Origin of the sequence: Chryseobacterium sp. JJR-5R, from assembly GCF_034047335.1 — a bacterium.
Lineage (GTDB): Bacteria > Bacteroidota > Bacteroidia > Flavobacteriales > Weeksellaceae > Chryseobacterium.
The window spans coordinates 3,053,702-3,076,118 of the sequence record NZ_CP139137.1 but is presented as its reverse complement, the minus strand read 5'-3'; the positions used below and the strand labels follow the sequence as shown (position 1 = coordinate 3,076,118).

At 40.9% G+C, this 22,417-nt stretch carries 28 protein-coding genes and 1 riboswitch; of the genes, 16 read left to right on the top strand and 12 right to left on the bottom strand.

Features of this window, described 5'->3' with window-relative positions; all coding sequences use genetic code 11:
• Positions 1-6: 6 nt before the first annotated feature.
• The 6 genes from SD427_RS13440 to SD427_RS13415 form a co-directional block, all read right to left on the bottom strand.
• Complete coding sequence (locus tag SD427_RS13440) at positions 7-390, bottom strand: acyl-CoA thioesterase (RefSeq protein WP_056223132.1); 384 nt, start codon at positions 388-390, stop codon at positions 7-9.
• Positions 391-512: 122 nt separating this feature from the next.
• Positions 513-700, bottom strand: a riboswitch (cobalamin riboswitch).
• A gap of 63 nt (positions 701-763) precedes the next feature.
• Positions 764-1,564, bottom strand: a complete 801-nt coding sequence (locus tag SD427_RS13435) for a hypothetical protein (protein WP_320558319.1) — start codon at positions 1,562-1,564, stop codon at positions 764-766.
• A gap of 30 nt (positions 1,565-1,594) precedes the next feature.
• Positions 1,595-2,257, bottom strand: a complete 663-nt coding sequence (locus SD427_RS13430; RefSeq protein WP_320558318.1) for an ATP-binding cassette domain-containing protein — start codon at positions 2,255-2,257, stop codon at positions 1,595-1,597.
• Positions 2,254-2,532: a hypothetical protein gene (locus SD427_RS13425; protein ID WP_320558317.1), complete on the bottom strand. Its 279-nt coding sequence runs from the start codon at positions 2,530-2,532 to the stop codon at positions 2,254-2,256. Before SD427_RS13425 ends, SD427_RS13430 begins: the two co-directional genes overlap by 4 nt.
• Positions 2,533-2,805: 273 nt before the next feature.
• Positions 2,806-3,297: a YcxB family protein gene (locus SD427_RS13420; RefSeq protein WP_320558316.1), complete on the bottom strand. Its 492-nt coding sequence runs from the start codon at positions 3,295-3,297 to the stop codon at positions 2,806-2,808.
• A gap of 6 nt (positions 3,298-3,303) precedes the next feature.
• Positions 3,304-5,451, bottom strand: coding sequence for an endonuclease MutS2 (locus SD427_RS13415; protein ID WP_320558315.1), 2,148 nt, complete (start codon positions 5,449-5,451; stop codon positions 3,304-3,306).
• 97 nt (positions 5,452-5,548) lie between these two features.
• Between SD427_RS13415 and SD427_RS13410 the strand changes: the two genes are divergently transcribed.
• The gene (locus SD427_RS13410) at positions 5,549-6,061 is read left to right on the top strand and encodes a GNAT family N-acetyltransferase (RefSeq protein ID WP_320558314.1); all 513 of its coding nucleotides are present in this window, start codon (positions 5,549-5,551) and stop codon (positions 6,059-6,061) included.
• A gap of 46 nt (positions 6,062-6,107) precedes the next feature.
• Positions 6,108-6,749: a uracil-DNA glycosylase gene (locus SD427_RS13405; RefSeq protein WP_320558313.1), complete on the top strand. Its 642-nt coding sequence runs from the start codon at positions 6,108-6,110 to the stop codon at positions 6,747-6,749.
• Here the strand turns inward: SD427_RS13405 and SD427_RS13400 are convergent.
• The 3 genes from SD427_RS13400 to SD427_RS13390 all read right to left on the bottom strand — a co-directional run bounded on the left by SD427_RS13400 (position 6,736) and on the right by SD427_RS13390 (position 8,236).
• The gene (locus SD427_RS13400; protein WP_320558312.1) at positions 6,736-7,254 is read right to left on the bottom strand and encodes a hypothetical protein; all 519 of its coding nucleotides are present in this window, start codon (positions 7,252-7,254) and stop codon (positions 6,736-6,738) included. The two genes, SD427_RS13405 and SD427_RS13400, sit on opposite strands and share 14 nt — an antisense overlap.
• Before the next feature lie 11 nt (positions 7,255-7,265).
• A complete protein-coding gene (locus SD427_RS13395) occupies positions 7,266-7,757 on the bottom strand; it encodes a DUF456 domain-containing protein (RefSeq protein ID WP_320558311.1) in 492 nt (163 codons plus the stop codon).
• A 332-nt stretch (positions 7,758-8,089) separates the two neighbouring features.
• The gene (locus SD427_RS13390; protein WP_320558310.1) at positions 8,090-8,236 is read right to left on the bottom strand and encodes a hypothetical protein; all 147 of its coding nucleotides are present in this window, start codon (positions 8,234-8,236) and stop codon (positions 8,090-8,092) included.
• A 330-nt stretch (positions 8,237-8,566) separates the two neighbouring features.
• Here SD427_RS13390 and SD427_RS13385 point away from each other — a divergent pair, with 330 nt between their 5' ends.
• The 13 genes from SD427_RS13385 (at position 8,567) to SD427_RS13325 (ending at position 19,215) form a co-directional block, all read left to right on the top strand.
• Positions 8,567-9,826: a mechanosensitive ion channel family protein gene (locus SD427_RS13385; RefSeq protein ID WP_320558309.1), complete on the top strand. Its 1,260-nt coding sequence runs from the start codon at positions 8,567-8,569 to the stop codon at positions 9,824-9,826.
• An 85-nt stretch (positions 9,827-9,911) separates the two neighbouring features.
• Complete coding sequence (locus SD427_RS13380; RefSeq protein WP_320558308.1) at positions 9,912-10,247, top strand: DUF2085 domain-containing protein; 336 nt, start codon at positions 9,912-9,914, stop codon at positions 10,245-10,247.
• A gap of 11 nt (positions 10,248-10,258) precedes the next feature.
• A complete protein-coding gene (locus SD427_RS13375; protein WP_320558307.1) occupies positions 10,259-10,489 on the top strand; it encodes a hypothetical protein in 231 nt (76 codons plus the stop codon).
• A 54-nt stretch (positions 10,490-10,543) separates the two neighbouring features.
• Positions 10,544-11,263, top strand: coding sequence for a pyridoxine 5'-phosphate synthase (locus tag SD427_RS13370; protein WP_320558306.1), 720 nt, complete (start codon positions 10,544-10,546; stop codon positions 11,261-11,263).
• A 90-nt stretch (positions 11,264-11,353) separates the two neighbouring features.
• Entirely contained in the window at positions 11,354-12,133 is a 780-nt protein-coding gene (locus tag SD427_RS13365) for an alpha/beta fold hydrolase (RefSeq protein WP_320558305.1), read from the top strand.
• A gap of 116 nt (positions 12,134-12,249) precedes the next feature.
• Positions 12,250-12,489 carry a microviridin/marinostatin family tricyclic proteinase inhibitor gene (locus tag SD427_RS13360; RefSeq protein ID WP_320558304.1) on the top strand — a complete coding sequence of 80 codons (240 nt, stop codon included), beginning with the start codon at positions 12,250-12,252 and terminating at the stop codon, positions 12,487-12,489.
• 15 nt (positions 12,490-12,504) lie between these two features.
• The gene (locus tag SD427_RS13355) at positions 12,505-12,723 is read left to right on the top strand and encodes a microviridin/marinostatin family tricyclic proteinase inhibitor (RefSeq protein ID WP_320558303.1); all 219 of its coding nucleotides are present in this window, start codon (positions 12,505-12,507) and stop codon (positions 12,721-12,723) included.
• Between the two features lie 34 nt (positions 12,724-12,757).
• Positions 12,758-12,961, top strand: coding sequence for a microviridin/marinostatin family tricyclic proteinase inhibitor (locus SD427_RS13350; RefSeq protein ID WP_320558302.1), 204 nt, complete (start codon positions 12,758-12,760; stop codon positions 12,959-12,961).
• Positions 12,962-13,045: 84 nt separating this feature from the next.
• Positions 13,046-14,005, top strand: a complete 960-nt coding sequence (locus SD427_RS13345) for an MvdC/MvdD family ATP grasp protein (protein WP_320558301.1) — start codon at positions 13,046-13,048, stop codon at positions 14,003-14,005.
• The gene (locus SD427_RS13340; RefSeq protein WP_320558300.1) at positions 13,998-15,002 is read left to right on the top strand and encodes an MvdC/MvdD family ATP grasp protein; all 1,005 of its coding nucleotides are present in this window, start codon (positions 13,998-14,000) and stop codon (positions 15,000-15,002) included. Before SD427_RS13345 ends, SD427_RS13340 begins: the two co-directional genes overlap by 8 nt.
• Positions 15,003-15,271: 269 nt before the next feature.
• On the top strand, positions 15,272-16,285 hold the full coding sequence (locus SD427_RS13335; protein ID WP_320558299.1) for an NAD-dependent epimerase/dehydratase family protein: 1,014 nt from the start codon (positions 15,272-15,274) through the stop codon (positions 16,283-16,285).
• Entirely contained in the window at positions 16,282-18,051 is a 1,770-nt protein-coding gene (locus SD427_RS13330) for a long-chain fatty acid--CoA ligase (RefSeq protein ID WP_320558298.1), read from the top strand. Before SD427_RS13335 ends, SD427_RS13330 begins: the two co-directional genes overlap by 4 nt.
• A gap of 108 nt (positions 18,052-18,159) precedes the next feature.
• Complete coding sequence (locus tag SD427_RS13325; RefSeq protein WP_320558297.1) at positions 18,160-19,215, top strand: diphosphomevalonate decarboxylase; 1,056 nt, start codon at positions 18,160-18,162, stop codon at positions 19,213-19,215.
• Between the two features lie 147 nt (positions 19,216-19,362).
• Here SD427_RS13325 and SD427_RS13320 read toward each other — a convergent pair whose 3' ends face one another.
• Positions 19,363-20,451 carry an endonuclease/exonuclease/phosphatase family protein gene (locus SD427_RS13320; protein WP_320558296.1) on the bottom strand — a complete coding sequence of 363 codons (1,089 nt, stop codon included), beginning with the start codon at positions 20,449-20,451 and terminating at the stop codon, positions 19,363-19,365.
• Between the two features lie 321 nt (positions 20,452-20,772).
• Here SD427_RS13320 and SD427_RS13315 point away from each other — a divergent pair, with 321 nt between their 5' ends.
• A complete protein-coding gene (locus SD427_RS13315) occupies positions 20,773-21,150 on the top strand; it encodes a VOC family protein (RefSeq protein ID WP_320558295.1) in 378 nt (125 codons plus the stop codon).
• 1 nt (position 21,151) lies between these two features.
• Here SD427_RS13315 and SD427_RS13310 read toward each other — a convergent pair whose 3' ends face one another.
• Positions 21,152-21,535 carry a DUF1634 domain-containing protein gene (locus tag SD427_RS13310; protein ID WP_320558294.1) on the bottom strand — a complete coding sequence of 128 codons (384 nt, stop codon included), beginning with the start codon at positions 21,533-21,535 and terminating at the stop codon, positions 21,152-21,154.
• The gene (locus SD427_RS13305; RefSeq protein WP_056223074.1) at positions 21,535-22,365 is read right to left on the bottom strand and encodes a sulfite exporter TauE/SafE family protein; all 831 of its coding nucleotides are present in this window, start codon (positions 22,363-22,365) and stop codon (positions 21,535-21,537) included. The genes SD427_RS13310 and SD427_RS13305 overlap by 1 nt, the downstream gene beginning before the upstream one ends.
• Between the last annotated feature and the right edge of the window lie 52 nt (positions 22,366-22,417).

Sequence of the window (22,417 nt, the reverse complement as noted above, 5' to 3'; positions counted from 1 at the left end):
GAAGATTTACAGTATCTGTACAGGCTTTTTAGATTCGTCAATCGCTACAAAAGTAAAATCGCCTACAATCGCTTTTTCCCTTTCATAAGAATACATCTGTTCCGTATAAATTTCTACGTTCACCTTCATACTGGTTTTTCCCACATGGGAAACTTTTCCGATCAGTTCAACGATGGTTCCTGCGGGAATCGGTTTTTTAAAATCGATTTTATCACTGCTTACCGTGACCACCCTTTTTCTGGCAAACCGGGTTGCGGTAATAAAAGCCACTTCATCCATCAGCTGCATCGCGGTTCCTCCGAAAAGCGTATCGTAATGATTGGTGGTATTGGGGAAAACGGCTTTAAAGATTCTGGTTTCCGAGGTTTCAATTCTTTCTTCTGTAGTCATATTTCATTATTAATTAAGGCGACATGAAGAGATATTGAACAGAACAACAAAATTCCGGGAATCCGGGAATTCCTGAAATATACCATACCATAAGATCAATACAACTTCAGAGCGCGAAAGTTTTTTGTATATAAGAAAGAGGCAGGTCTCCTGACTGGTAACATCTTTATTTCCTTCCCATCTTATGGAATATAAAACAGTGGATTCTTAATAAAGACTTCAGTTACTTACAGTTGCGCGACAGTTCGTGATTCTCACACGATTCCCTTTTAATCTGCGGTTAAGCAGAACCTGTTTCTGAAAAGCCATAAGCAGAAGGCTGTAGCCCGAAGCTGCTGGCTTTACGGTTGCAAAAATAATGATTACGGATGAATTATTCCGGATTTTTATAAATGATCTGGCTTTCCGCCTTTCCCTGTTTGATGGTCCAGATTGTAGTATACCTGTTTTCACCGGAACCGTTGATCATGTAAAGGAAAATATGGTCATTGTCAATGGCGGCTACGCCGATGTTTTTAAAATCCATTGTCGGCTGGAACATGTTTTTAATGGCATCCCTTACGAAAACAGAGCCGCGTCCCGGCTGCTGTACCCTGACAGATTTAATTTCAGTCATGCCTTCCGGAATTTCTTTGCCTACACCCCAGGGTTTCACTTTATCAATGGTTAAAATATTTCCATCGGCATCTTTTGTCTGTTTTTTGATGTGTGCATAAGAAGGATAAACATCAATGATGACTTTCGTTCTCTGGTTTCCCGGAATTTTAGGATCGGAATCATCTGTAAAGATCAGTGATTTTCCGTTTTTGGATTTTGAAGGCGTAAACTGCGGGAGCTTATCCACAAAGACTACCCGGTTTTTATTCACCATGCCTTCTTTGGTAATGCTGTCATACCTTACGAAAGGCTTATCCGTATCATCCCTTTCAGGATATTTAATCCAGATCCATTCCGTTTCGCCGGGAGCCGGTTTTTCATAAATAAAAACATCGCCTGTTTTCATACGGATCTTATCAATGATTTTCCGGTAATCTTCTTTATGAACCCGCACCATGGCATAACCTTCCTCAGCTTTTACAACACCAAAAGGGACTTTGTTCTGCCCTTTTGCAAGAGCCATGGAAAAAAGACTGAAAACGGATAGGTACAATGTTTTGTTTACGGAAATCATCATGAAATTTTTTTAACCGTTCAAATATATAAATTAAATACTTTTCGGGAGATAATTATGCTGCTCCAATTCTTTTAAATTTTTAATCTGTTTTAAATGTGAACCGGAAAGAAGATAAACCTCATCTGAAATATCCAGCACATCCTGAAAACGGTGGTCAGAAATAACAATGCCTTTATAATTCGTCTGTCCCTTAATAATTCTCTGCATTTCAGCAGTCAGTTTCGGGGAAAGCCCGCTGAACGGTTCATCGAGCAGGATGAATTTTGAATCCGAGTACAGGATCAGTAAAGTTTCAGCTATTCTTTTTTCACCACCGGAAAGGTTCCTGCAGGTTTCGTTAAGCAAAGGCTTCATTAATTCCAGTGCTAAAAGTTTCCCGGCATTTTCCTGATTGCAGAATAGCGGAATTAAATTTTTAATCTTAATGCCTTTCGGAAGGAAAGAATACTGCGGCAGGTAAGCAATCCTGCCTTTTCTGTCCGTTTGGTTCTGAAGGATTTTATCATCAACCCTAATGTATTGCGAATCGCCTTTTACCGTACCGAATATAATCTTCAGCAGGGTAGATTTGCCGGTACCGTTTCTTCCCAGTAATGCCGTAACTGTGCCGGTTTCGCATCCTAGATAGATGTCGCTTAAAACCTGCTTTCCGCCGAAAGATTTGGTAATGCTGTCTGCGCACAGTCTGCTCATAAGAATTTGGTAATGCTGTTGACCAGGATGCTTAATGAGCATGTAAAAATCCAAAGAAACAGTCTTGAAAACCCGAAATTGGCGTAAAAGTAATACTCGTTTCTGAAACGCAGTTCATAAATAAGGAAATGCAGGCATGGCAGAAACAACAGGAAGCACAGCCCGAAACTGCCTGCGCTGAAACCCGGTGAAAAACTTATCAGCAGGGAAGCGATAACAGCAGGAATAAGTAATTTGACATAAAAAATCCTGAGGATGCTGAGCTTTTTAATCATTCAGGTATCTGGTAATTTAAATGGGATATTCTATTTTATTAACAAGATATTCATTGATTAATCCTGAACATTTACCCGTTTAATCAATGGAGCCGCTTGCGATTCTTCATTCTTTGTCTGTACATTATACACCGGTTCCGGACGGTTTTTCGGGAATGTCTGAAAGTACTTTAAAAGTCTTGTACATTATTCGTTTCCTGTAAAAATAAAAAAATTAAGATAAAAAAGAGAGTATCGGTGATGCTCTCTTTCACTATTTATTAAGTTCTACCATCAATCTTTCCTGAGCCTTGCTTTTATATGATTGGTTTTGATCATATTCCTGAGTTCCGGGATCTGTTCCCGGGTAAAATATTTTTTAGGGACCATGTTCATGACCTGTGCACTCTGATAAATCAGGAACCAGTCTTTGTTTTCTTTTACTTTATACACCGTATCCCAGGTAAAATCCGTGTCAAATGTATCGCCTTCCACACAGATTTTCTCTTCTGTAAAAGTATAAGTAATTGTTTCCTGAACATTCTTATTGGAAAAAAAAGCATTTTTCACACTAAAATAAGAACGTATGACAAGAAATATGGAAAAAATGAACCAACAGATGATAATCTGCCTGTACATTTCATGATCGTCACGTTCAGCATTATAAAAATTTGCAATAAAAACAAACAGGGCAATCAATGGGAATACCATAAACCTGATCAATGAAGTTTTCAGATTAAACATTAAAAAATCCCTGAATGCGATCTGTGTCTTTACCGTTATCATTAGCCCTTAAATCCTTTCCAGTTCATCCGCATCAATTGTTGTTTTGAACATCCCGTAATTCACAACCACTTTGTTTTTTGAGATCTTTTCAATAGTTCCCACACTGGTGCTTCCGGTGATGCGGACGCGCTGGCCTTCTTTCAGCCATAATGCACGGTCGGTTTTGCGCTTTTCTTCCAGCTTTTCGTTGGTTTCAGAAATTTTTTCAATGACATCCTCCTTTTTCAGTTGCTGCGTGATCTTTCTCTTGACTACCTGAAGCCGCTTGCTTTCATCTTTATCAGCTCCCACTTTCCTGAATTTTTCCTGCTCCAGGATCTTCACGAAATCCTTCACTACGTCTTTCCTGGATTTTCCTTTGATGTAGCTGTCGATAAAGCCTTCAATCTTGGTCCCGAACTGCAGTTTGCGGTGTTCATCTTCATATAACTTCTGAAAATTGAACAGTTTCTGCTGAAGCTGTTCATTTAGTTTCTGCAGATTGTCACGTTTGTCTTCAACGGATTCTTTCCGTTCAGCCAGATCAGACTTCAGCTTTTCCACCTCATATTTTTCCTGCTGGAGCTTGACAATCGTTTTATCTAAATTAACGATATCATGTTCCACTTTCTTCTTTGCGGAATGGATGATAAACCTCGGGATCTTATTTTTTTCTGCCACTTCAAAAGTAAAGGAGCTTCCTGCCTGTCCCACTTCAAGTTTATAAAGCGGTTCTAATGTTTCTTCATTGAAAAGCATGGCTGCATTCTGGGCATTGGGAAGTTCTTCAATCACCAGTTTGATATTGGTGTAATGCGTAGTAATGATAGCGAAACTTTTCTTATCATAGAAAAATTCAAGGAAGCTTTCTGCGAGGGCACCGCCCAGTTCAGGGTCGGAACCCGTCCCGAATTCATCAATCAGCAAAAGGGTATTGGCATCCGCTTCACGGATGATGCCGCCCATTTTCTTTAATCGTGATGAATAGGTGGAAAGGTGGTTTTCAATAGACTGGTTATCCCCGATATCCGTCATCACCTTATCAAAGAAAAACATTTCGGATTTCGGATGTGCAGGGATCAGGATCCCGCTTTGGATCATCAGCTGAAGCAGCCCGACCGTTTTCAGGGTGATGGATTTTCCTCCGGCATTCGGTCCGGAAATACAGATAATCCTGTTATGGTCCGTTAACGTCAGCGTCTGCGGAAAAATGGTTTTGTTCTCCGCTTTGTTCCTCAAAAACAGCAAGGGATGAAAAGCTTCCCTCAGCCTTAACGTTTTGTGACGATTGATTTTCGGTAGGATCCCATTGACCAGTTCTCCGAATTTGGCTTTTGCACGGGTAAGGTCAAGATCAAAAATATACATCTGGTATCTCCAGAGCTGGGGCTGGAATTCGGCTAATTCTGCCGTCAGCTTCCTCAGGACTTTATCAATTTCCTTTTTTTCTTCCTCTTCGCTTTCCTTAAGCTTAAAGTAATGTTTTACCACACTGTCCGGCTGAATGTAAGTGATTGAGCCTGTTTTTGAAAGTCCCAGTACTCTTCCCGGAACTCTTTTTTTATAGGCAGATTTTACTGCTAATACCCGTATGTCTTCAATATTGCTTTCCCGGATATCATCCAGAAAATCACTCTGTCCGTAATTGAATAGAACCCGGTTGAAATTTTCCTGGATCGCCTTTTTCGCAGCCTGGATTTCAGTTCTTAATATTTTTAAGATCGGGGAAGCTTCGCTTTTCACTTCACCGAACCGGTTGAAAACTTTGTCCACTTTATCAATAATCTCTTTTCTGAATTCCAGAACGGACGCATCATTCATTAAAGTAGGGAAGGTGTCCGGCATGGCAGGGAAAAACTTCTGCAGTTTCCCGATCTGTTCCGTAAGGGTTTTTATTTTGATGAAAGCACTGTTTTCAAGACGGTAATTCTCAATCAGCATCAGTTTCAGTTCAGTTTCAATATCTTCATATTCATCAAACGGAATCGCATTGGAACTTTCAAAACTCGACAGGTATTCGGAAGTTTTTTTCAGAGAAAGCTCAGCCTCGTCAATATTCATCGGACGAAGTTCAAGAATTTTTTCCCGTGTTTTCGGAGAATAGGCAAAAGGAGAGATCTCCGCGAGCAATTGCGGAAACTCTAATTCGTTTAAATCTTCTTTATTTATATACACAGTACAAATTTAGTGAAAATATGAATGTTAATTTGAAAATGAGATAATTTGAGAATTTGAAAATGCTGGATGATCAGGTTTTTATTACATTTGAAATATGAAACAGGAAACCCAGAGACTGCAGTTAAAAGAAATCAACGAAAGCCACGTTGAAGATATTCTGAAGATCCGGAGCAATGAAATGATCAATCAGTTTGTACAGAGAAACTCACCTAAGAACAATTATGATGCGCTTGGGTTTATTTTAACCATTAAAGAAAGAACCCGGAACCATCAGACTTTTTACTGGGGGATTTCTTTAAAAGATCAGGCTCATCTTATCGGGACCATCTGTCTCTGGAATTTTTCCGAAGACCGGAAAACAGCGGAAATCGGCTATGAACTGTTGCCGGAGTATCACCGGCAGGGTATCATGTCTGAAGCATTGACTGCCGTTTTACATTTTGGTTTTAATGAATTAAATTTGCAGAAGATTTTAGCGATGACCGATCAATCCAATGAGAACTCAAAAAAGCTTCTTTCAAAGCATAATTTCATCTTGCAGGAGGATCGGAATGATAAAGATTTCCCGGGTAGCCTGGTTTTCAGCAAAAAATATAATGGTATTTAAATTGTAACGCTTAATTATCAGATTAACTTATTTTCAAATTTAACCCATGACCTGGACAGAAATTTTAGCCCCGATAAAAAATACACCGTACTTTACCCGGCTTTGGGACAACGTAAAGCAGGAATATGCAGCCACAAAAGTTTTTCCGCCGAAAAAACAGATCTTCAGAGCACTGGAACTGACGCCTTTTGATGATGTTGAGGTCGTGATCCTCGGGCAGGATCCTTATCATAACGACTATCAGGCTAACGGATTGTGCTTCTCCGTCTCCGAACAGGTGGCAGCGCCGCCTTCCCTTAAAAATATTTTTATTGAATTAAAGGATGATACCGGAGTGGCAAGAACATCAAAAGAGCTTGACGACTGGGGGAAACAGGGTGTTTTGCTGTTGAATGCGACGCTCACGGTCCGTGCCCATTCCCCGAATTCACACAAAGATTTAGGCTGGGAAAAATTTACCGATTTTATCATCAAAGAAATTTCAGATAAAAAAGAAAACGTGGTTTTTGTACTCTGGGGTGCGTTTGCACAGAAAAAAGCCGAACTGATCAATCCGGCCAAGCATTTTATTTTAAAGTCCGCCCATCCGTCTCCGTTTTCTGTTCACAAAGGGTTTTTCGGGAGCAGGCCTTTTTCAAAGATTAACGAATACCTTGTATCAAAAGGGAAAAAACCTATTTCGTGGTAGTTGTTTCTCCTGTTGATTTTGTAATGGTAATCCCGATCCGGTAGGCTCCTGTCAAAGCCTGTGTCCCTTCTGCCGATTTCGGATAAGGAGTCACTTCTGTTAAAGAAATGGTATAGCCGTTGAAAGCTGCAGACCGGCTGTAGTTTCGGCCTTTGTTGTCAATGGTTGCAAGGTTCAGTGTCATCGGCCGGGTGGTGGTTCCCATCACTTCAACCTGTGCAACGGCAGCACCGGCCCAGATGCAGTTGACCCCTTCCGGACAGCGGCTGTCCTCTGAAATACCTTTGAACGTGACATTCATCTGGTACTCGCTCAGAAATTTGTTTTCACCTTCTTTTAAGTAAATGATTTTTTCACTGTTCATGGGAATAGGATTTACTTTTACAGGGGCTGCAGATATTTCTGTTTTCGCGGATGTTTTTCCTGGATCTGCCGATTTTTTACGGGCATTGCAGTTCATAAGAGAACATACGCCCAGGCTGTATACAATGATTTTATGAAACATAATTTTTACTTTTAAATAACGGCAAGCATATCCAGTATTACTACCAAAAACATAGCCATGCCCACCACCAGGCTGAATCCGGTTCCGTAAATAAATCCGATGAAAGCCCCTTTGGTGGAATTTAATGCCTTTTTCATGTCTTTGCTGTCATGAAGAAGCTCACCGATAAATACACCGGCAAACATCCCTACCAGAAAGCCTAGTGGAATCGGTAAGAAAATCCCGACAATAGTCCCGATCACAGAGCCGATGCTTCCCCAGCGCGTTCCCCCGTATTTCTGGTTCGTTTTTGCGGGAATCACATAATTCAGCACCACTGAAACCACAGTCAGGATCCCGAATGCCCACACGTAGATCATCGGCAGGTCTGCATCGGTACCGAACTTATAAATCAACAGGCCGCAGATGCTCAGTAACAATCCGGGGAGTACCGGAAGAAAAGTGCCCAACATTCCCAGAAATAAGAGAACGAGGCAGAGAATATTAATTAATGCTGTATCCATTTGTTTTTTTATTTATATGCAAGATATAAAAAAAGGAAGCTATATAAAAGCTGCCTCCATGCTTAAGTTGAAGTTTTTATTAAAGGTTTAAAATTATATACTGCAGAATAACGCCGGCGTTCCCGATATTTCCTGAAGCGTGATTATGGAACATGGAGTAATAAATACAGCCGCTGCTTGATGGGCATTTTTACCACCTAATTCATTTTGCTCTTGCCCGCATTTAGGTTTAAGCTTCACTGTCTTTTACCGTTGCGGAAATTTCTTCCGTTACCGGTCTGGATATAAATGGTGTGATTTCCGGCCGGAGCATCGTAAATTTACCTTCAGCGTCAGAAGTAGTATAATAGATTTATACTGATCATCAAAAGCAAAAACCATAGTACCGCCATAGGCCTGGTTCCGTTTTGTGACATTACTTTGCCGGTTTCCACAATGGTAGCATTCGTGTTTTCAGAAGCTGGCGCAGGATCGTCCATTCCTGAACATTTGGCTAAAAACGTGAATACACACAACAAAATAAAATAGTAATATTTTCATATAATTTATCGGTTTCAATTCGTTTAGTTCGTATTAAATTACTGAATTATCCATATTAAATTAAATAAAAGAATGTTATTTTTAAATTTAATATATAGATTGTCTTTGTTTGAAATTGATTTTGGATTACTGATAAAGGGTCAGCGGTAATTACTGTTTGCTCTTTATTAAGAAAATTTTCCGGAAATTGTAGAATCACGGGTTTTGGGATGATAATTGATGCAGGAATTGTATTTAAAATCCATCTTAAATTTCTTAAATTTGCTTTAATGAACGACCAGTTAGAAGAAACAAAAGATTTTTTGCAGGAATTGAGTGAGCCGCTCTACCGATACATCAGCCGGATCTCTCCGACAGGTCTGGACTGGGTTTTCCATATCATTGTAAAGATAATTTTGTTATGGGTAATCTTTCTGGTTATTGATATCCTTCTTAAGATTATCATCAACAGCGTTTTCCGTATATTCCATAACAAGGAAAAATATCCTATAGTCAATTCCGTTTATGAATCAAGGGTTACCAATTCCATTGCGCATCTTTTTGCACTGTTGATTGTCGGCAGTATCCACGAGTCAATATTTTCAGGGGCACTGGTAAAAACAACCCAGTTTCTGATCAGGTCTGTCAACTTAGGATTAGTCATGATTTTCGCCGGGATGCTGTACCGCGGGCTGACGGCTTTCAGGAATTATTTTGTGATCAAACAGGATTTTTATAAGATCATGGCACTGAATGCGGTCTCTGAGACAATGAAGATACTGGGGATCTTTATCTTTTCCGTAGTCGGGATCTGTGTCGTTTTCGGTATCAAAGGAACAACCATTGTAGGGAGTTTAGGGGCCATCACGGCAGTGCTGGTGCTGGTATTCCGGGATACCATTTTAGGATTTGTTACCGGCATCCATGTGGCCACTTCAAAAAACCTGAAGGTGGGCGACTGGGTAAGCATTCCCAAATACAATCTGGAAGGGAATATTGCAGAGATCAACCTGCTGACCACAAGGATCAATAATTTTGATAAAACTTTTTCCACCATTCCTACTTATGATTTAATGACCACTGAAATCAAGAACCTCCAGGTCATTTCTGAAACTAACGCGAGGAGAATTAAAAAGTCGATTTTTTTTAACATCAACTCATTTAAGTTTCTTACCGATGAAGATATTGAACGCCTGAAAAACATCAACCTTATTTCAGAGTACCTCAGCAATAAATCTGTAGAGCTGAGAAAGGAAAAAGAAAACATGGCGCATAATGAGGAGATCATCAACGGGCGTCAGCTTACCAATATCGGGGTCTTCAGGTATTATGCCCAGAAATACATCGAAAAAATTCCGGAGCTTGATAAAGAAGGACCGCTGATTGTCCGCCAGCTCAATATTACGCCGCAGGGCCTTCCTCTGGAAATCTATTCCTTTACCAATGATACGGAATGGGTACGGTTTGAACAGATTCAGGCCGATATTTTCGACCATCTGCTGGTGGCTTCCAAGCAATTTGAACTTGAAGTAATGCAAGTGAAAATATAAACTGAAACCGCGATACTTAAAGGATTTAATGTAAAGTTGACCTGATTAAATTGTTAAAAATAGATATTTTTCCTATTTTAGCGGTATGACTAAGATTCAATGGGTAGATTGCCACCGGATGCCGTCCAGGTCTTTCTTTTATAAAAAGAAACAGTTTCCGGTATGCGCCAGGTGTACAGGTATTTACTTAGGGTACTTCCTAATGATTCCTATGCTGTGGTTCTATCAGATAGGGATGTTTTTAAGTATTCTGCTTATTCTTCCCACGCTTATCGACGGCCTTACCCAGGCCTACCTGAACCGGGAAAGCACGAATATGATCCGGTGTATTACAGGTTTTTTAGCAGGGATCGGCATCAGCGGATTCAGTGAAAGGATCACCTATTACACCTATAAATTTATTGAAACATTAATATCATAATAAAATAAACTATGAACGATTTAAATCAGAATTTCCAGAATGAACCCAACAAGTCGAATGAAGACCTTCACATCGGATTGAAAATTTTATCATTTTGTATTCCTTTGGCAGGCGCCATTATCTACTTTGTTAAAAAAGACAAAGAGCCGGTGGCGGCCAAATCTGCCTGTAACCTGGCCCTTATCGGATTAGGCGTAAATGTTGCACTTACCATTGTAAGGCTGGTCACACAGGGAAGCTAAAAATGTTGTACTAAAAAAGCCCACTTTAAGTTGGGTTTTTTTTATTTTTGTACCATGACAAAATTAAGCGTAAATATCAATAAAATCGCTACCCTTAGAAATGCAAGAGGAGGTGAGACGCCAAGCGTAACGGAAGCTGCCGTTAAAATTCAGGAATTCGGAGGCCAGGGAATTACCATCCACCCGAGGCCTGACGAAAGGCACATCACCAAGAAAGATGTGTACGACCTGAAGCCGCTTGTTACCACAGAATTCAATATTGAAGGAAATCCCCACAGGCCGTTTATCGATATGGTGCTGGAGGTAAAGCCTGAACAGGTAACCCTGGTTCCGGATGCCGATGATGCCATTACTTCAAATGCCGGCTGGGATACGAAAAAACACCTGGATTTTCTTAAAGAAATCATTGCAGAATTTAAAAATGCAGGAATCCGGACTTCAGTTTTCCTTGACCCGAATCCGGAACTGGTGGAATATGCCGCAAAATCAGGCGCGGACAGGATAGAACTCTATACCGAAGCCTATGCAAAAAATTATACATCAGATAAAGAAGCGGCCGTAAAGCCTTACCGTGATACAGCACTGGTTGCGGCAGACTTTGGGTTGGGTATAAACGCAGGACACGATCTGAGCCTGGATAATTTAAAATATTTTGCGGATACAGTCCCTAACCTGCTGGAAGTTTCCATCGGTCACGCTTTGATTTCTGAAGCCCTGTATATGGGACTGGAAAATACGGTTCAGGCCTATCTGAAAAGACTGGCAAAATGGTAAACTGCGGCAGGAACCGGAAACCGAAAGGCTTAAACGGAATTTATAGCTTCCGGCTTCCCTCGTCAGGCCTCTATCTCTAAAATACAACTTATGGAAATTTTAAATTCAAAAATATTTGGTGAAAACCTTTCATCAGCACCTTTGCTGGTATTCCACGGATTGTTTGGGATGCTGGACAACTGGGGAACCTTCGGGAAAGACCTTGGAGAATTTCTGCCGGTTCACTTAATCGATCTCAGAAACCACGGAAGAAGTTTCCACTCTGAAAGCATGTCCCACGATGATCTTGCGGATGATATCCTTCATTACATGGATCATTACGGGATTTCAAAAGCGAATATTTTAGGCCACTCTTTAGGCGGGAAAGCCGTGATGCAGTTTGCCATAAAATATCAGGAAAAAGTGGAAAAGCTGATTGTGGTAGACATCTCCCCGAAAGCATATCCTCCTCACCATCAAGGGATTATCAAAGCACTTGAAACCGTAGATTTCAATACCGTGGCTTCAAGAAGCGAAGTGGAAGCCGTGCTCAGCCAGTATATTCCTGAAAAATCAACCATCCAGTTTCTTGCCAAAAATTTGTACTGGGATGAGACAAAAAAGCTGAACTGGCGGTTCAATCTTAAGACCCTTTCCGAAAAATACAATGATTTCGTTTCCAATGCCATCAGGTTCGGCGTATTTACAGGCAAAACATTATTTATCGCAGGGCAGAAGTCCAATTATATCCTTCCGCAGGATCAGTTTGCCATTAAGCAGCAGTTTCCGGCAGCAGAATTTGAGACCGTAAAAAATGCAGGGCATTGGGTGCAGGCAGAGAATCCTGTTGATTTTGCCAACGTAGTCAAGCATTTTTTAAATATTCATTAAAATTATGGTATTATAGATTCGGATTTGTTAAAATTTTCTTAAAATTAATTTTATTCTTCCCGGTGTGAATTTTTTTTGATACTTTAGACTTCTCTAAATCATTAAATATTAATACTATGGAAAACAAGAAAACAAAAAAGCCGTTTTTCGCATCATTCCTGGAAAAACAGATTCAGGATCCTGAAAAGATAAAAGGGGGAACAAGCCCTATAACGTCAGCGCTTGCAGACGATGTAACCGATGCCAAAAAAGATAACGTAACCGGTGTGCTCAAAGATAATGTAACCGGCCCAAGCCTGGATGCAGTTACGCTGAGATATCCGTCCGACAGCGATGCCGCTCAGGATCTTGATTAATTTCATTTAAATCTTATGGAAAACAAGAAAACTAAGAAGCCTTTTTTCGCATCATTCCTGGAAAAACAGATTCAGGATCCTGAGAAAGTAAAAGGAGGTGATGGCGGTACGACAACCGGAGCATTGAAAGATAGTGTGACTTCACTTCATATGGACGGTTTAACATCACCCGGACAGGATGTGGTGTCCATGAAATACCCTTCGGACAGTGATGAATCCGGTACTCTGGAATAAGCATAAAAAATAATTTTAATCCAAATAAAATAGTATGAAAAACAAGAATTCAAAAAAGAAGCCTTTTTTCGCATCATTCCTTGAAAAGCAGATTCAGGATCCTGAAAAAGTAAAAGGAGGTGATGGAACAGGTATCATTACCAAGCCTATTGTAGATAATGTAACAAAGCCGACGCTGGATATGATGCATACCATGAAATATCCTTCTGACGGTGATGATGATTCTCCTACAGTATAATGAATTGTTAGTCAGAAATTAACAAAATCATATAAAGGAAACTTACACTCTAAGTTTCCTTTTTTAATAAAATAAAACGGCAAAATGATTCTTTGTATCACCCATTCCCAGGATTTTTACAATATTGATCTCTTTTTTGAATACTTGCAGTCAAAAAATGTCCCCTTCTTCAGGCTCAATTCAGACCGTCTCAACCATTTGCAGAAAATCAGTGTGAATGACCGCGGCTTTGAGATCACTGATGAATCTGGAAACGCAATCAGTTCAGAACAGATTACTGCTGTCTGGCACAGGAAATCATGGCAGATCAGCCTTCCGGAAGAAATGGATGAAGCATACGGGAAAATTTTCCTTAAGGAATACGCCAGCCTCCGCTATAATCTTTTTACCGCACTGGAACATGTTCCGTGGATCAATCCTTTTGAAAATGAGAATAAAATTGACGGCAATAAAATGCTCCAGCTGAAAACAGCGCGGAACAATAACTTAACGGTTCCGAAAACTGTTTTCTCCAATGATGCCGGGAAAATCACAGATTTCTTTCATAAATACTGCAACGGGAAAATGGTGGCAAAACTTCACGGAGCTCTTTCAAAATCAATGGACGGCGAAAACCTGCTTTCTACTCAGATCATTGATAGGGAATCTTTGGAAGACATTGCTGATATAGCCTACTGCCCGATGATTTTTCAGCCGTATCTGGAAAAAGCATACGAACTTAGGATTGTGTATCTGGACGGAGAATTTTTTACCGGAAAGATCAACAACAGTGAAAATGCAGACTGGCGCATTACCCGCGGCAGTTATTCATGGTCAGACTATGAGCTGCCGGAACCTGTAAAGCTGAATCTTACATCAATGATGAAAGAAATGGGTCTTTATATCGGAGCCATTGATATGATCAGAGGGAGAGATGGCATTTATTATTTTCTTGAAGTAAATCCGCAGGGCGAGTGGGGAATGCTCCAGAAAGAGCTTGGATTCCCGATTGCACAGAGAATTGCCGATCATCTTATAAAAAGAATGAAAAAAAACAATGAATAAAATTTTAATAATTACCCATACAGGAGATAACTTTTCCATTGAAAAAGTAACCGAATATATCGATAAGAACGGCTTTGAGATCATCCGCTTTAATGTTGACCTTTATCCTTTACAGAATAAACTGTCAACCACTTTTGAAGACGGGAAATGGATTACGGTTCTGGAAACCCAGGATAAAAAGCACCGACTGGATGATATCAGCGCAGTCTGGTACCGCAGAGCATACAATATCGGTAAAGGTGTAAAAGATGAGCTGGATGCCAAGTTTTTCGGAGCTGCGATGGGTGAAATCCGCAATACGCTTTTCGGTTTCCTGGAGTCGGTAGATGCTTACTCTTTAGGAAAACCGAGTGTCTACAGAAGGCTGGACAGCAAGGAAGAGCAGCTGAAAATTGCAGATAAGCTCGGATTGAACATTCCGGCAACCGCTGTTACCAATAGCCCGGAAGAAGCCAAAAGGTTTATTATAAAACACGGGGATGTTGTGGCTAAAATGCAGACCGGTTTCGCTATTTATGAAGACGGAGTGGAAAATGTGGTGTTCACTAACGTGGTGAATGAAGACAAACTGGAAGAACTGGATACGCTTTTGTACTGCCCGATGCAGTTCCAGAAAAAAATCGAAAAAAAGAAAGAACTCCGTATAACCATAGTAGGACGCGATGTTTATGCGTTTGAAATAGATTCCCAACAATCTGAAGCTGCAAAAACAGACTGGCGGAAAGATGGGGTCAACCTTATTGATAAATGGATACCCACAGAGCTTCCGCAGGATATCGAAGCAAAGCTTCTGGAGCTTCTAGATGTCTACCATGTGGATTACGGAGCCATTGATATGATCGTTTCTCCTGAAGATGAATATTATTTCATCGAAATCAATGGAGCCGGAGAGTTTTTCTGGCTTGATAACCTTACAGAAGATAACCGGATTTCCAAAAGCATTGCAGACCTTCTGTGCGATAAGGCCCCGCGAAGGAACAATATGGTTTTGGCGTAACGAACCAGGGATTTATAATTTTTTACCGGCATATTTAAAATCAGCAGAAACGGGCTCCGGCCCGTTTTGCTTTTAACCGCAAGTATGAAACAGACCAATATCCACTGTTATGCGGAGAAATAAAGTACTGTTATACCTCATAAATTCAGTTCTGAATATAATTTATTTAACATTTCCCATTAATTAAAAATTGAAATCTCCTTTAAAAATCGCAAATTTGCATGGCATAGAATATGAACGTAAATTAGTCAATTTAGTAAAAATAACTGATGGTTTTTGTAACGGGAGCTACCGGGATTTTGGGCAGGGTGATTGTTTTGGAACTTTTAAAAAAAGGGAAAGACGTACGCGCAGCCAAAAGGCCGTCGAGCAATTTAAACGAAGTAAAACACTCTTTTGCATTTTATACGGAAAATCCGGAAGGTTTCTTTAATAGAATTGAATGGGTGGATGTTGATTTCAATGATGTTCAGTCACTGCAGGCTGCTGTAGAAGGAGTTAATGAGGTATACCACTGCGCGGCGAAAGTAGGCTTTAATCCTAAAGACAGTAAAGAGATATACCGCATGAATGTAAAGGGCACAGAAAACCTTCTGTATGCCTGTGACGGTTCTGCCGTGAAAAAATTTCTTCATGTAAGCTCCATTGCAGTGCTGGATCTTGCCAATGAAAACGGCGAATTGGATGAAACTTCTGATTTTAATCCCAAAGAAGAGCACTCGGCCTATGCCGTTTCCAAACACCTTGCTGAAATGGAAGTCTGGCGGGCTTCTGCAGAAGGGCTGAACACCGTCATCGTCAATCCGGGGATGATCGTCGGAAGCGGAAACTGGGGCAGCAGCAGCGGGGATATATTTCCTGTTTTTGAAAAAAACAGCTTTACTTTTTCCGGTGGCACAAGCTATGCCGATGTGAGGGATGTAGCTGTAATTTGCGTGGAACTGATGGAAAAAAATATATTCGGCGAGCGTTTCGTCATTGTTTCCGAAAGCAGGCGGTATGCTGACCTGGGGAAAAAGATCAGGAAATCACTGGGCCTTCGGGAAGCAAAAATCCTTTCAAAACCTTACCTGAACCTTGGGGTTGTGGCCAATATGCTTTTGGGATGGCTGATCCCGCCTCTGAGAATGGCAACGAGGACAAATATTGAAACCGTTTCCGTGATGAACCGCATTTCCAACCGGAAGATCAAAGACAGGTTGCAATACCGGTTTATTCCGCTGGAAGAAACGGTGGACTTTCATCTTAGAAATTATATAAACGACAAAAAGCTGAAAAAATGAATCTTGCAGAGGCAATTATTCAAAAGAATATAGAAAAACACGCAGTAAAATCTGCCATAGGCTTTAAAAAGAAAGATGCGGGATGGAAAGAACTGAGCTGGCAGAAATTCAGTGAAATTATTTTTAAGACTGCCAATGCCCTGAAAGGTGCAGGCGTCCATGAAAATGATAAAGTGGCCATTTATGCGGATAATTCTTCCGAATGGATGGTTTTTGATCTGGCGGCAATGGCTGCCGGAGCAGTAACGGTACCGGTTTACGCGACAAATAACGCGGATCAGGCAGAATACATCATCAGTGATTCGGGAGCAAAGATTATTCTGGTTGGGGACCAGGCCCAGTATGATGCCTGCCTTGAAATTCTGAAAACCGGGAAAACCGGTCTTGAAACCATTATCATTGCTAAAAAGGCAGTCTGGATCAAGAAAGAATTCAGCAGTTTTTACCTTGAGGATTTTATTGCCAAGGCCACTCCGGAAATGGAGTACTGCAAAAAAGAAATCAATGATGTCGCTACCCTGATCTATACATCAGGAACCACAGGCACACCTAAGGGCGTGATGCTGACCCACGGAAATTTTATCAATGCCTTTGATGCCCATTTCGAGTTTTTAAAATTTAAAAATTTTGAAGAAGAGCTTTCGCTGGCATTTTTACCTTTGAGCCACGTTTTCGAACGGAGCTGGAGCCTGCTTTGCCTGTATGGCGGAGCCCGGGTATACTTCCTTGAAGACCCGAAAAATATAGCCCGGGCACTGGAAGAAGTAAAACCGACCATGATGTGTGCCGTTCCGAGGTTTTTTCAGAAAATTTATGCCGGCGTACTGGAAAAAGCAGGTGAAGGTTCTTCTTTAAAGAAAAAAATCTTCAGCTGGGCATTGGAAACAGGATGGCAGGCCGCCGAATTGAGAAGAAAAGAAAGACCGGTTCCGTCAGGGTTAAAAATAAAAGAATCCGTTGCGGGAGCATTGGTATTCAGTAAAATAAAAGAAAAGATGGGCGGAAGGCTGTGGTTCCTGCCTTGCGGCGGGGCATCGCTGTCTCCTGAAGTCACCAGGTTCTTTGAATCCGTAGGAATTCATGTGACGGTAGGGTACGGGCTTACCGAAACAACGGCCACCCTTACTCTTTTTCCATTAACCCGTTTCGAGCACGGAAGCAGTGGAAAGCCGCTTCCCGGTGTGGAAATCCGCATCGGTGAAGGCGATGAAATCCAGGCAAAAGGGAAAGGAATTATGAAAGGGTATTACAATAAACCTGAAGATACGATGAATGTTTTTACGGCAGACGGATGGTTCAGAACCGGTGATGCCGGAAAGATCGATGAAGAAGGGAACCTTACCATCACAGACCGGCTGAAAGACCTGATGAAAACATCAAACGGCAAGTATATTGCCCCGCAGCAGATTGAAAACCTGCTTACCAATAACAATTTCATCCAGCAGATTGTGCTGATTGCGGAAGGAAGACAGTTTGTTTCTGCCCTGGTAGTCCCGAACTTTGAATTTTTGCATGATTTCATCAAAAAAAATAACATCCCGTTTACCGATTGGAAAGAAATCGTAAAAAACGGAACCGTACATGACTTTTATAAAGAAAAGATTAAAGAGCTCCAGAATGAGCTGTCGGATTTTGAAAAGGTAAAGAAATTTACGCTGATGCCCGCAGAATTTGATATCAATACCGGAGAGATTACCCCTACACTGAAAGTAAAACGCAATGTAGTCTTAAAAAAATATTCGGAGATCATTGAGGAAATGTATTAAACAGCAATGATAAATTCAGATTTACAAGCTCAGATCTTTGTTTTAAGCTGATTGCAAAACTTTATATTTATAGCTGGCTCCATTAAGTTTACTATTTTAAACCACATTATGACAACACAGGAATTTTTAGGAAAAAAAGAATATACCTTACACCATCAGACCGTTTCGGAAAGCTGTCCGTCCAATATCGCCCTGATTAAATACTGGGGAAAGTATGACAACCAGATTCCGGCAAACCCAAGCATCAGCTATACTTTAAGCCATTGTAAAACCAATACCACAATGGAATTTTTGGCTGATGAGCCGTTTTCCGTGCAGACTTTTCTGGCAGGGCACGAGGAAGTGAAATTCGCTGAAAAGATTGAGAAATATTTCAGGAATATTGATCAGTACCTTCCCTGGGTTTTGCAGGGCAGATACATCATCAGAACGGAAAATACATTTCCCCACAGTTCAGGCATTGCCAGTTCGGCTTCCGGCTTCGGGGCGATTGCCAAATGCCTGATGAATCTGGATGAATCTTTTTCCGGAGCGACAAGCGGAGAGGAATCATTGAGAAAGGCATCCTTTTTGGCAAGGCTGGGCAGCGGAAGTGCCTGCAGAAGCTTATACAGCGGGCTGGTGGTCTGGGGTGAATCTCAGGTCAAAGGAAGTTCTGACCTGTTTGCAGTACCTTATCCGAATGAGGAAATCCATGACGTTTTCAGGAATTTCAATGACTGGGTTTTACTAATCCATGAAGGCCAGAAATCGGTTTCTTCAACGGTAGGACACGGACTGATGAATACCAATCCTTATGCAGACAGAAGATTTCAGGAAGCCCGGGAAAACTTTGGGCCGATGAAGGAAATCTTAGCCGGCGGAGATCTGGCAGGCTTTATCAAACTGGTGGAACACGAGGCTTTGACGCTTCATGCCATGATGATGATGAGTGATCCTGCTTTCATTCTGATGCAGACAGGAACCCTGGAAGTGATCAATAAAATCTGGGCCTTCAGAAAAGAGACGGGCCTGCCTTTGTTCTTTACCCTAGATGCCGGCGCGAATGTCCACCTTTTATTCCCGGATAATGGCTCCGAAGAGCAGATTAAGGCTTTTATTGAAGCCGAATTATTACAGCATACCCAGAACAATGGGGTAGTAAAGGATGTGATGAATTTCTAAAATAAAGCAAAATATTTTTATTATTGCCGTTTAAGTTTATACATAGGAACCAAGCTTTAATTCTATTGCTTAGGTTCCTATGGAATGACTGATGTATATTGTTTTGTCATTCAGCAGGAACCTAAGCAACTCATTACAGCTTCAAAATTACCCTTCAGTCACTACTGCATCACGCTCGCCGTCTTCATCTTTGCCCTCCTGAATCATTTCTTCCGCTTCTTTCTTCTCTTCGGTGGTGGCAGTGTCGATCCGTTCTTCCTGTTCGGTGTTATGATGGTCAATATAAAATTCACAATACACGGGAAGATGGTCAGAACCGAAATTCTCCAGGGTTTTAAGGTCTTCTATGAAAATATTTTCACTGTGGAACATCAGGTCAATAGGGAATCTCAGCAGCTTGTACCTGGCATGGAAAGTTGAAACAAAGGACCGACCGATCCTTGGGTCTATTAGATGGCTTGTTTTCCTGAAAAGAATGGATGATTTAGACCATGCCACATTATTAAAATCTCCCACTACAATAACTTGTTCGTCAATCTCCGTTACACGTTTGGCTGTACTTAGAAGATCACCGTCCCTTTCTTTTGATGTTTCCTCTTCTGTCGGGCTCGGTGGCGGCGGATGGACGCCGAAAAAAACAAATCTGAATCCGTCATCAGTTTCCATGTGGGCTTCAATCGAAGGGATATCATCGGCCACGAAATAGTGTGTTTTTGCACTCCTGATTTTGGTTCTGGAGTAAAAATGCATCCCGTAGGTATTTTCCAGGGTTACTTTGTGCTGATATGGATATTCTTCTTCTAAAGCCTGTAGTGCCTGCTCCCAGCCTTCGTTGCTTTCCATGGTTAAAAAGAAATCAGGCTGATATTTTCTAATGAGTTCGATAAATCTTTCATACTCCTCGTTAAACTGGTACACATTAGCAGAAATAAATTTCAGCCTTTTAGAAGACTGATGGCGCCAGAAGTGTTTTTTTATAGGGTAGAGCGGAGTGTATTTGATAAGCGTAATGCCATGATATACAAATAAAAGCAGCAGAAATCCCTGATAATACCAGAAACCCGCCGGATAGTCTGCGAAAAAACCCAGCAGAAGAGTCAGCAGGATAAAAAAGGTGATCTGTATCTTGCCAAACTCAGGAGTACGGAATATCCAGTGAGAATGTTGGATTTTTGGAAGAATGGTTAAAATCAGCAATAATACAGTCAGAATCAGGTAAGCTGTCCACATAAACATAAATAATTTTATAAATTTAGATTATTTTTTATTACCGCTCAAATGAAATCTGTATAATATTGGTGAGCTATGCAAATGATGAGGTTAAAATCCTTATTTTTAGTTTTCCAATCAATAAAAAAGAATGAAAAAAGCGTTACTATCCTTTTATTGTTTACTGTCCTGAAATTTTTATCCTTTATTCATTTTACTTCAAAGGAAAATTTTCTCATTGCGGCGCCAACAGTCTCCAGCTGGTAAAGCAGAACGGGATATGAAAAATCAAGTATCTGATTGATAACAGGAAAAGCACACTGTAAAGAATTAAAAATAAAATTTAAAATGAAAATCCATCATATTGCCATCATCTGTTCGGATTATAAGGTATCTAAAAATTTTTACACAGAAGTTTTAGGGTTGCAGATCATCCGTGAAGTGTACCGTGAAGAAAGACAGTCTTACAAACTGGATCTGGCCATCGGGAATCATTATGTTATCGAATTGTTTTCCTTTCCCAACCCTTCGGAAAGGCCTTCCAATCCGGAGGCCTGCGGCTTGAGGCATCTGGCCTTTTCAGTGGAAAAAATCAGTGAAAAAAGGCAGGAATTGGTGCATAAAGGTTTGTCCTGCGAAGAAATAAGGATCGATGAATTCACGGGAAAAGCATTTTTCTTCACCCGGGATCCGGATCAGCTTCCGCTGGAATTTTATGAAATGTAAATCAATGGGCGTAGCCTGTAAAGAAACTGACCGCCATAATGGCCAGTACAATGGAAGAAATAATTACATAAACATAATCTCTCTCCTTCAGATACCCGATTAATGCAAAGATAATCCTTACCAGAGGCGTAAAAATAAGCAGTAAAATTCCCAGCTGGATAATGGCCATGCCTTCTCCTTTACAAAGCGAGTTCCAGAACTGGCCCCATACCTTTTCGGAAGAAGTCCCCATATTCAGGCTGTTGTAGGTTTTAGGCATTTTAAAGCCTTCTGTAAAAAGTTTGATAAAACCGGCCAATGAGGTGATAACAGAAAGAATAACACCTAACCTCAGCAGATTTCCTACCGAACGGTTCAGATCTACATCTGTGAAATTCTTCTTCATTATCTGAAACTTTTATTAATTCCGTTATACATCATGTACACCGAAAGGATGGTGATCACAATGGCAAAAAATACTTTCAGCTTTTTGGTTTTGGAAACCATCAGTGTTTTAGATCCGATAAAGCTGCCCACCACAACACCGATTAACACAGGAGCTACGATCACCGGGATAATTTCACCCCGCTGGAAATAGATCAGTGCGCTGGCAACCGCCGTTACCCCGATCATAAAATTACTGGTTGTTGTTGAAACTTTAAAAGGCAGCTTCATCATATTATCCATTGCTAAAACCTTCAGAGCACCGGAACCGATCCCCAAAAGACCGGACATGGCACCGGCAAACATCATCATAAAAAATCCCGGAACGGTATTTCTGGCAGAATAGCTTTTCATAATCCCTTTATCAGGAAAAGTACCGAACAGTTTTAGCTTTTCCTCCAGGCTGCCTTTGATTACAGGTTCCTGGTGGTCCGGCTTTCCTTTTAAATTTAAAATAACGGTCAGAAGAAGGATGCTGGCAAAAATGATCCCGATGGTATTCGGGTTAAGCATCCCTGAAACCAAGGCCCCGGCAATAGCCCCGGCTGTAGTGGCAATCTCCAGGAACATCCCGATCCTCATATTGGTGAAGCCTTCTTTTACGAAAGCAACCGCCGCCCCGGAAGAGGTCCCGATCACAGAAATAAGGGAAGCACCGATGGCATAATGCATAGGAACACCAAAACCCAGCGTTAACAGAGGGATGATAATAACTCCGCCTCCTAAACCGGTCAGTGAACCCAAAAGTCCTGCCGAAATTGCTCCAAGGAAGAGAATAATGATTTCTGACATGGTACAAATATAAAACTATTGTAACAGTCTGCCAAAGTTTAAAAAAGATAAA

Bases quoted from the DNA above. Each gene is read 5' to 3' on its own strand.
- SD427_RS13440 (WP_056223132.1), bottom strand. From the start codon at position 390: ATGACTACAGAAGAAAGAATTGAAACCTCGGAAACCAGAATCTTTAAA.
- SD427_RS13435 (WP_320558319.1), bottom strand. From the start codon at position 1,564: ATGATGATTTCCGTAAACAAAACATTGTACCTATCCGTTTTCAGTCTT.
- SD427_RS13430 (WP_320558318.1), bottom strand. From the start codon at position 2,257: ATGAGCAGACTGTGCGCAGACAGCATTACCAAATCTTTCGGCGGAAAG.
- SD427_RS13425 (WP_320558317.1), bottom strand. From the start codon at position 2,532: ATGATTAAAAAGCTCAGCATCCTCAGGATTTTTTATGTCAAATTACTT.
- SD427_RS13420 (WP_320558316.1), bottom strand. From the start codon at position 3,297: ATGATAACGGTAAAGACACAGATCGCATTCAGGGATTTTTTAATGTTT.
- SD427_RS13410 (WP_320558314.1), top strand. From the start codon at position 5,549: ATGAAACAGGAAACCCAGAGACTGCAGTTAAAAGAAATCAACGAAAGC.
- SD427_RS13405 (WP_320558313.1), top strand. From the start codon at position 6,108: ATGACCTGGACAGAAATTTTAGCCCCGATAAAAAATACACCGTACTTT.
- SD427_RS13400 (WP_320558312.1), bottom strand. From the start codon at position 7,254: ATGTTTCATAAAATCATTGTATACAGCCTGGGCGTATGTTCTCTTATG.
- SD427_RS13395 (WP_320558311.1), bottom strand. From the start codon at position 7,757: ATGGATACAGCATTAATTAATATTCTCTGCCTCGTTCTCTTATTTCTG.
- SD427_RS13390 (WP_320558310.1), bottom strand. From the start codon at position 8,236: ATGGACGATCCTGCGCCAGCTTCTGAAAACACGAATGCTACCATTGTG.
- SD427_RS13385 (WP_320558309.1), top strand. From the start codon at position 8,567: ATGAACGACCAGTTAGAAGAAACAAAAGATTTTTTGCAGGAATTGAGT.
- SD427_RS13380 (WP_320558308.1), top strand. From the start codon at position 9,912: ATGACTAAGATTCAATGGGTAGATTGCCACCGGATGCCGTCCAGGTCT.
- SD427_RS13375 (WP_320558307.1), top strand. From the start codon at position 10,259: ATGAACGATTTAAATCAGAATTTCCAGAATGAACCCAACAAGTCGAAT.
- SD427_RS13370 (WP_320558306.1), top strand. From the start codon at position 10,544: ATGACAAAATTAAGCGTAAATATCAATAAAATCGCTACCCTTAGAAAT.
- SD427_RS13365 (WP_320558305.1), top strand. From the start codon at position 11,354: ATGGAAATTTTAAATTCAAAAATATTTGGTGAAAACCTTTCATCAGCA.
- SD427_RS13360 (WP_320558304.1), top strand. From the start codon at position 12,250: ATGGAAAACAAGAAAACAAAAAAGCCGTTTTTCGCATCATTCCTGGAA.
- SD427_RS13355 (WP_320558303.1), top strand. From the start codon at position 12,505: ATGGAAAACAAGAAAACTAAGAAGCCTTTTTTCGCATCATTCCTGGAA.
- SD427_RS13350 (WP_320558302.1), top strand. From the start codon at position 12,758: ATGAAAAACAAGAATTCAAAAAAGAAGCCTTTTTTCGCATCATTCCTT.
- SD427_RS13345 (WP_320558301.1), top strand. From the start codon at position 13,046: ATGATTCTTTGTATCACCCATTCCCAGGATTTTTACAATATTGATCTC.
- SD427_RS13340 (WP_320558300.1), top strand. From the start codon at position 13,998: ATGAATAAAATTTTAATAATTACCCATACAGGAGATAACTTTTCCATT.
- SD427_RS13335 (WP_320558299.1), top strand. From the start codon at position 15,272: ATGGTTTTTGTAACGGGAGCTACCGGGATTTTGGGCAGGGTGATTGTT.
- SD427_RS13330 (WP_320558298.1), top strand. From the start codon at position 16,282: ATGAATCTTGCAGAGGCAATTATTCAAAAGAATATAGAAAAACACGCA.
- SD427_RS13325 (WP_320558297.1), top strand. From the start codon at position 18,160: ATGACAACACAGGAATTTTTAGGAAAAAAAGAATATACCTTACACCAT.
- SD427_RS13320 (WP_320558296.1), bottom strand. From the start codon at position 20,451: ATGTTTATGTGGACAGCTTACCTGATTCTGACTGTATTATTGCTGATT.
- SD427_RS13315 (WP_320558295.1), top strand. From the start codon at position 20,773: ATGAAAATCCATCATATTGCCATCATCTGTTCGGATTATAAGGTATCT.
- SD427_RS13310 (WP_320558294.1), bottom strand. From the start codon at position 21,535: ATGAAGAAGAATTTCACAGATGTAGATCTGAACCGTTCGGTAGGAAAT.
- SD427_RS13305 (WP_056223074.1), bottom strand. From the start codon at position 22,365: ATGTCAGAAATCATTATTCTCTTCCTTGGAGCAATTTCGGCAGGACTT.